Origin of the sequence: Coleofasciculus sp. C1-SOL-03, from assembly GCF_040220555.1 — a bacterium.
GTDB lineage: Bacteria > Cyanobacteriota > Cyanobacteriia > Cyanobacteriales > Coleofasciculaceae > Coleofasciculus.
In genome coordinates, this window is record NZ_JAVJUO010000175.1 from 1 (window position 1) to 7332 (window position 7332).

Consider the following 7332-nt stretch of genomic DNA (forward strand, 5'->3'; position numbering starts at 1 on the left):
CCCAAACGAGGGAAGAGGTGCCCATAACAAGGGTCAAGTCACTGAGGAGCCGTGTGACGGGAAACTGTCACGCACGGTTTTGAAAGGGAGACGGGAGGTAGCAATATCTCCCGCCGACCCAAACTATTGGCAGATTGAACAACTACGCCAAGCAGGTTACACCGTCCATACTCAAGAGGGGTGGTACACCTCAAACCTAAGAAAATACTTGGGTTTGCCTAAAGCCAAGAACGAAAGGATATTACCTTTGAGCAATAAGGAGTTCAATCGAGAATGGTTGATCAGTCGCGTCCCCATAGCTGGAACGACGCCCACTACCTGCACCGTCACGCTCTAAATCATACAGCAGATTTCAGGTTTATGAGGTACAGCCTTAAGCAAGATCCCCGACTTCTTCAAGAAGTCGGGGATCTGTCTATGTACCTCACTTACTTGAAAAGCGCTGTAAATAATTTTCTACACTGCCAACATTAAAATATTTAGAAATATTAACGGCATAGTTCCCATCTCTAGAGCGTCGGTTAAGTGTTCCAAGAAACCGGGTTTCTCGTGAGGATGACAACTCCATATCAACCTTTCACCTCCAGAAACGCGGTTTCTTGACCAATGTCCTAGGGCTTAAGTTGACTAAACCGAAAAACTGTAGTATCAGCTACAAAAAAATTCTTGAGACTTGGCGCGATCGCAGATCTCGTAGGGTGCGTTCCTTCAGATAACCCCTTATATGAAACCAAACATCTTTATGGAAATGCACCACATCCCTATTAGTTTATAAGCGCTCGTCCCCAGAAATTCACTCATGCCAAAATTCCCACTAAAATTCTCATGACATCCTCTAAATCATCAGGAATTCGATAGAGCGTAATATCCTGCAAAATCAGCTTGTTTGTCTTTTCTAACCGACCAAAACGCCAAGCATCACCAATGGTTACACACCCGTAAAAGATATCCCCTTCTTCCACTTCGGAAATAGCAATTAATTCTACCGCAAGCTGTGTAAACTCTCGTGTCAAGTCATCATTTTTTGCCTCAACCACCAGCAAACCTGGATTGTGTTTCAGAAAATAATCCAAATTGCCCTTCAACCAATTATTGACTGACAAGGGATACTCAATTCGTACTTGACACTGACAATACCGGGCAACTTCCAGCAAGGTAGGTGCTACAAGTGTCTCCCGTCGTGCTGTCTCACTGCTCAAACTCACTAATAATAAAGACTCATTAATTCGCTGTCGTAACTCTTCTAATCGCTCTAACTCGCGATTACAGCGCGGTAAATCGAGACGTTTTCTCAGCAAAGTATAGCCTAATTCAGCTAAGATTTCATCTGCCTCATAAGGCATCTCAAAATAGGCGCGAAATGTGTAGGATCGATCCTCTTGCAAAATACGACGGCGAGTCATGACTTTTCTGCTGGTGATTACACATCAAAATACGATTCAATTTTAGCGTGTAAGCTCTCGCCTGCCACTGCTGAGTATTGTAGGGTGGGCAAATTATGTTAATTTAACGATTGACCATAAATTATATCCGTTTGCCCACCCGACTCGCTTTAGTGGCTGGTTTCGTAGTAGCCACTTTAGTGGCAGAAGCGCTAAAACGCTGACTACAAACTGTACGTTTTTTTCGAGACAACCTAGAATAATCAGTCGCAAATGAATATATATTAATGCTCCCAGGATTCATCAAACATCAAATCCCGAACATTTTTTAACACAAAACTACCATTCTCTTTGCTTAATTCACCTACACAGATTATCGGACAACGTTCTTGATACGCTTTCACCGCTAAAATATAGTCATAACCTGTTAACTCAGTTTTAATTTTCCGTAGCTTCTCTCCAACAACACCCAGCAACGTTACCTGACCGCTTAAGGGCGCAGAATTAGGCGTGTTAATGTGCATGACTACTCCCTGAAGTGTAATCGTTTGTCCATCAGAAAGCAGTTCACTCAAAATCTCAACTTGAGAACGATTCTCGACAACGGCTAAGGTTTCAATCGCCTCACTAATCCGAGTCACATAATCCCCTAAATTTGTTTTTAGAGGCAATAAAATCTCAAATTCCCCCCGCTGCTCATCCGGCTTGAGCCAAATCATAGCATTATCTAAAAATGGACGATCTTCATACCAGCCATGAGCTTTTAAATACGCCTGAAGCTGTTGAGGTTTTATGCTTTTTAAACATTCAACATCTCGCACCGTTACATTCATAGTAAAACCCCTTGACTAAGACGCTGCATCATAGACTGAAGCGCTGACACGGTAAATTGATGGCTTCTGGGTAGGGAAACCGTTACCGTCGCTGTATTTTGGGTATCAGGCATTCCTCGGAGTGATACCCAATAGGCGCAATATCTCATACAGAGTTCTGCCTCGGATTGTTGTAACCAGTCGGTCAGAGTTTCAGGAAGCACAAGGACAACTAAAATTCTAGGTATGACAAAATCAGGCAATCTTAAATCATTATAGTTCTTAATCTTAAGCGGGTAACGCAACTGGTTATCATCAAGAACGTCTCTAGAGGTAGATTTTAACTGCAATTCCAAGCGAGGCGATCGCAGCCGTCCCATGACCCCCTTGGCGGCAATTCTCCAATCGATGCTGTCATCGTCTACAGAAGGCTTGTAGAGAGAATAACCCGCAACAGTTGTAACGGCTTGTAAATAGGTATTGCTAAATTGTTCCTTTTGTTGTCTGATATCCACGTTAAGCCGATTTAAAACTTGGGTTTGCAGTTTATCCTAATTCTTGCAGAATTTGCTCACACGTTACCGCCTGTTCACGCTCGAATTGTCGCCAATCACCCGCCAGAGGTTTGCGGATCAAAGAGTACCGGATAATTAACGCGATCGCGAATCTCTTCCTGATTCCTGATCAACCTTGCTGCTTGTACATTCTGAGGATACAGAAAGAGCGCCTAATTTTGTCGGGTGGTGAATTTCTGATAATTTGACGATTTCATCAAAACTTATGTCCAGAAAGCTCACTCTACTCCTACCCCTCTATAGCAGCCCTAAATAGGTCGTGGCAATTTTCAAAAATGAAACCCTTGCTGTACCTGGCTTTCGAGCTTTTCGCTTGTTGCATCCTATTTAGGATTGCTATATAAGCCAACATATCAAGACCGACGGCTACACATACCCTCAAGTAAAGTTTGATGTCGATTTAGAAGAGCGATCGCCTTTTTCTTGTACTATCGTGGAAAGTCTTTCTCAGCAAGACTTATTCCCCGAAAACTGACGCCTTAATTGGGAACGGATCAGCGTCCATAGGCAACTGAGGTGGCATCATGTACAAACCCCCACAAAAGAAAAATTCTTCTTGGACTCCCTCAACGGTACAAAAAAAGGGTAAGAGTCCATCGAAACTAGGGCATTTTTCGATTCAACCCAAGTCAAACCCGTCATCAGCCTCATCCCAGGAAATAGGGGAATACTCCAGAGACTCGGCGGATAGACTTACCGCTAATGTGATGCGAGGACTCCAAGCCAAGGAACAGGAGCAAGCTGAAGGGTTAACCCTGAGCGAAGCCGAAGGGTCAACATTACAACCTAAATTTGAATCACCCTGGGCACCAACGTTTGATCCACCCCCACCCTTACCACAAAGTCCAGCTTCCCAATTAAAAGGTGCTTTTGCCCCTGTCTCAGAAAACCCGATTCAACGACAATGTGCTGATTGTGCCAAGGAAGAGGAAGAACAGGCGCCAGAAGCAGGGAAAGACTTAGAGGAAATTGGAATTCAAACGAAGTTGACCGTAGGAGCGCCAGGAGATCCCTACGAGCAAGAAGCTGACCTTGTAGAGACGTTGCATGCAACGTCTCTACAGGTAATGTCCATGTCAGCGCCTCCTGATAGTTCAGCGTCCGTTCAGCGTCAGTTGGACACCAATCACCCCCATCACCCCCATCAGATCTGGCAAAGAGCGCAGTCAATTACACCTGTGGTGCAGAGGCAAATTGATCCGCGTGTGCAAATGCGCCAGATGATACAACGGGCAGCTCAAATAGACGGAAATCAAGCCTCTTTTGATTTAGAGAGTCGGTTGAATTCGTCTAAGGGTGGAGGTTCTCCCTTATCGGAGGATGTGAGAGGGTTTATGGAACCGCGCTTTGGGGCTGATTTTAGTGGAGTGCGGGTGCATACGGGTTCTGAAGCGGTGCAGATGAACAAGGAGTTGGGCGCACAGGCGTTTACTCATGGGAGTGATATTTATTTTGGGGCAGGGAAATTGCCAGGGAATAATGAGTTGACGGCGCATGAGTTGACTCATGTGATGCAGCAAGGAGGAGAACAGATTGCACTAAAGATTAAAGAGGTTGTTCAATTCAAACAATTTACGAATGAAAAAGAAATAAATCCGCGAGTAGAGCTAAGTAACAACAAAGGAGGAGGAACTGAAAAAGAATGCACAGACATTTTACGAAGAATACGCAATCTTATACAAGAAGTCAGAAAACGGATAGGAGAACTAGCAGAAAATGTCCATAACTTACCTGAGACTCACCCAGATGATGATAAAAAACCTAGACTCAGTAAGAGAGGTCATCGGCGGCTGATTAATGAAGCAAAAGAAAGTTTAGCTGCACAAAAAGCAAAGTATGTGGCAAAGTGCGGTCAACTCCCTGAAGATGTTCGAGAATCAGACGATCCAAATGTTAATTGGTTTAGACTACCTGACTGGGCAGTTAGAGCGGGAGTGATTATAGTTGCTGGGGCTATAGTCATAGGAGCGACTGTCACCCTTCCATCCTGGGGTTTGGCAGCACTAATTACACTAGCTGGCTTATTAGGACTACAGTTAATCGATCGGCGGCCTATTTATTAAATAGATCTGAGCATAAATATCTATGAAGCTCCCCAATAAATCGAGAATAACTTATGATTGAACAACTCAAAACAACTATCCATCAAGCCATCATTTGGGGTGATTCTAAGCTACTTAGGGAATGTTTTTATAAGCTCAAAAGTTTGACGTCGGAAGGAATAATTTTTAGTCCAGAAGATATAGATTTTTTCATCAATTTACTAGAGCAACCGAAATTTCTCGGTCTAGGAGGAGGATGGTATTTTGCAATGCTCTTTCAACTTTATAGGGAGAGTTTATCCTCTGCCCAACAAGATCGAGTTAACTCTGCAATGTTAATCGCTTATGATTGTCTTGAAAAAATTTCTCCAGAACTCCTTTATGAAGCTATTGAACAAGCTATCAATTCAGGAGAAGAAATGCAGATGAAAGAGTGTGCAAAAGCTATATCATCTGCCGTTTCAGGACTCAGCCATTTCCCAGATAAGTACTTAAACTTGATTCTTGGTTTACTCCAAGAAAATCGTTTTTTGACCTCAAAAGGAGCATGGCATTTACTCTATATTTTAGAAATAGAAAATTGGGAATTCCTCTCTGAAACTCAGAAAACTCAGCTTCTTCCGTTGCTAGAAAGTTCCTACAGTTCATTTACAGATTGGATGGCATGGTTTGTAATATCGGAAATGCTAGGGGAATACTTTGCCAACGAGCAAGCATTTCAAGTATTATGCCGACTGAAGAATATCGAAGCGGAGGAACCGCGTTCGTTGATACCTCATGGATTAGAGCATATTGTCAAGGATTCTCATGACCAACAACTAACACAAAAGGCATATGCGGAGCTTTTACAGATGAAGTACGACCCTTCCGAACAAGTCCGCGATGAGGTTAATACCTCTTTGCAAAGGATAGCTAATCGAGGTATCGAATTCGACGCTTTTCTATGACTTAGGTGAGAAGGCTCAGTGCGATCGCCCGATCTTGTAGGGTGGGCAAATTACGTTAATTTAACAATTTCATCAGAAATTATATCCAGAAAGCCCACCCTACTCGCCGACTTTATCTTCTAAATCTCGAAAATCCGGAACTTGTGGTAATGCACTAGAGTCAAAACCCTTTCCCTGTACCATCAAGTTCCGCCCAAATACCAAGCTGTACAGCCAGATTAAAGTTGCGGTTTCCAGTATCTGAAAAAGCAGGTGGCATAATCACAACATCTCCAGCCGCAGTACGTTCGATACGCAAGTCTCGATTGGCTTGGCAAAAGGCATAGAACTCCTCGCGAGTCATCGGCGCGATCGCGGGTAGCGAAATCCTTAAGGGAGTGGTTTCAGTTTGGATGAGTAGGGTTGTAGTCATAGCAATATTCTCTTCCGCCAAGACGTGCACCTTCCATAATTGGTCGAGATGTCCTGTATCAAATGTAATTACAGTTCATACTTTTTCCTCATCTCTTCAAGACTAATACCCTTTCCTTCCCTCAAACTCCTTCGAGCCTTTTCTATTCGCTTAAGGAACTGTGGATTCTGTAAAAGTAACTCTTCCCACCAATCTTCCGAGTCTTCTAAACCAATTAAAATACCAATTGCCACTCCCTCACGAGTAATAACTATATACTCTTGTTCTGCTACCTGTAAGTAACCCGGTAAATCCTGGCTTACTTGTTCAATTGATACCTGCTTCATAATTCTGGTCTCCCATACTCAGCTAACCACTTGATTGCTTCAGCTTTCTCTTTAACCGCAAGAATTTCTACTGTCCCAGTATCTACAGTGTAAATCACATCTCACGAAGACTCGCAGATCATCAACCCGTAACCGATACTGAGGCTGGGCGATCGCCTTGAGACGCTTAATCCGACTCTTACTCAGCTTTTCGGGTTCATATCTCAGGTGTATCTCAATTGCATCTAAAACTTTGGCGCGATCGCTAGCTCTAAGTGTTCCAATATCCTCCTGTGCTTCAGGAGAAGAAATTATATCGTATTTCACTCTGAATTGACTCAATAAATTGCTGATTGATATTTGATATTTGAGTAAGATACCATATCTATAAAATTAACACATAGGACACTGACCTAGGGGAACCGCATGAACATATTCACTACCTGAGGCGGGCCATCCCCGGCGGTAAGAAGCTTCTTCTGGCTTTCCCCAGTTAAACCCAGCCACTGATTTCAGAATCCGTTAAAATTTTTCCCAACTTCAGAGATTCGCTTTTCGTCGCTTGTAAAATATGTTTCATCATCACAGGCTCACCCGCATCCGCCGCGATAAACGCTGCATTTAAGGCAATATTGCGGATATTTCCTCCCGCCATATTCAGCTTACCTAACTTTTGCATATCTAACTTCTTTGTCGGCGTCTCTTTTGGGAAAATTCGCTGCCAAATCTCGGCTCTATCGGCAGCATTTGGAAAGGGAAACTTCACCGAAAAATTAATTCGACGCATAAACGCTTGATCTAAAGCATCGAGCAGATTTGTCGTCAAAATCGCTAATCCCTGATAGGCTTCCATCCGT

7 protein-coding genes and 3 pseudogenes are annotated in these 7332 nt (G+C 43.3%); 3 read left to right on the forward strand and 7 right to left on the reverse strand.

All coding sequences use genetic code 11. The features are described 5' to 3' along the window. Window positions 1–337: pseudogene (locus RIE73_RS27820) on the forward strand (hypothetical protein); the annotation flags it as partial. A gap of 460 nt (window positions 338–797) precedes the next feature. On the opposite strand, the gene RIE73_RS27825 reads toward RIE73_RS27820, so the two are convergent. From RIE73_RS27825 to RIE73_RS27835, 3 genes are all read right to left on the reverse strand, one after another. Then, window positions 798–1403, reverse strand: a complete 606-nt coding sequence (locus RIE73_RS27825) for a hypothetical protein (protein ID WP_446404262.1) — start codon at window positions 1401–1403, stop codon at window positions 798–800. A 263-nt stretch (window positions 1404–1666) separates the two neighbouring features. Next, entirely contained in the window at window positions 1667–2215 is a 549-nt protein-coding gene (locus RIE73_RS27830; RefSeq protein ID WP_446404263.1) for a hypothetical protein, read from the reverse strand. Continuing rightward, complete coding sequence (locus tag RIE73_RS27835) at window positions 2212–2709, reverse strand: DUF4365 domain-containing protein (RefSeq protein ID WP_446404264.1); 498 nt, start codon at window positions 2707–2709, stop codon at window positions 2212–2214. Before RIE73_RS27835 ends, RIE73_RS27830 begins: the two co-directional genes overlap by 4 nt. Window positions 2710–3293: 584 nt before the next feature. Here RIE73_RS27835 and RIE73_RS27840 point away from each other — a divergent pair. Then, entirely contained in the window at window positions 3294–4832 is a 1539-nt protein-coding gene (locus RIE73_RS27840) for an eCIS core domain-containing protein (protein ID WP_446404265.1), read from the forward strand. Between the two features lie 53 nt (window positions 4833–4885). Next, window positions 4886–5758 (forward strand): hypothetical protein, encoded by an 873-nt coding sequence (locus RIE73_RS27845; RefSeq protein ID WP_446404266.1) that lies wholly within the window; start codon window positions 4886–4888, stop codon window positions 5756–5758. Between the two features lie 163 nt (window positions 5759–5921). On the opposite strand, the pseudogene RIE73_RS27850 reads toward RIE73_RS27845, so the two are convergent. The 4 genes and pseudogenes from RIE73_RS27850 to RIE73_RS27865 all read right to left on the reverse strand — a co-directional run. After that, window positions 5922–6170: pseudogene (locus RIE73_RS27850) on the reverse strand (Uma2 family endonuclease); the annotation flags it as partial. A gap of 68 nt (window positions 6171–6238) precedes the next feature. After that, window positions 6239–6496: a prevent-host-death protein gene (locus tag RIE73_RS27855; RefSeq protein ID WP_446404267.1), complete on the reverse strand. Its 258-nt coding sequence runs from the start codon at window positions 6494–6496 to the stop codon at window positions 6239–6241. 51 nt (window positions 6497–6547) lie between these two features. Then, window positions 6548–6802 (reverse strand): type II toxin-antitoxin system RelE family toxin, encoded by a 255-nt coding sequence (locus RIE73_RS27860; protein ID WP_446404268.1) that lies wholly within the window; start codon window positions 6800–6802, stop codon window positions 6548–6550. A gap of 166 nt (window positions 6803–6968) precedes the next feature. After that, window positions 6969–7332 (reverse strand): annotated as a pseudogene (locus RIE73_RS27865) (ATP-binding protein); the annotation flags it as partial.

Coding starts and splice junctions, on each gene's coding strand:
- RIE73_RS27825 (WP_446404262.1), bottom strand. CDS start 1,403: ATGACTCGCCGTCGTATTTTGCAAGAGGATCGATCCTACACATTTCGC.
- RIE73_RS27830 (WP_446404263.1), bottom strand. CDS start 2,215: ATGAATGTAACGGTGCGAGATGTTGAATGTTTAAAAAGCATAAAACCT.
- RIE73_RS27840 (WP_446404265.1), top strand. CDS start 3,294: ATGTACAAACCCCCACAAAAGAAAAATTCTTCTTGGACTCCCTCAACG.
- RIE73_RS27845 (WP_446404266.1), top strand. CDS start 4,886: ATGATTGAACAACTCAAAACAACTATCCATCAAGCCATCATTTGGGGT.
- RIE73_RS27855 (WP_446404267.1), bottom strand. CDS start 6,496: ATGAAGCAGGTATCAATTGAACAAGTAAGCCAGGATTTACCGGGTTAC.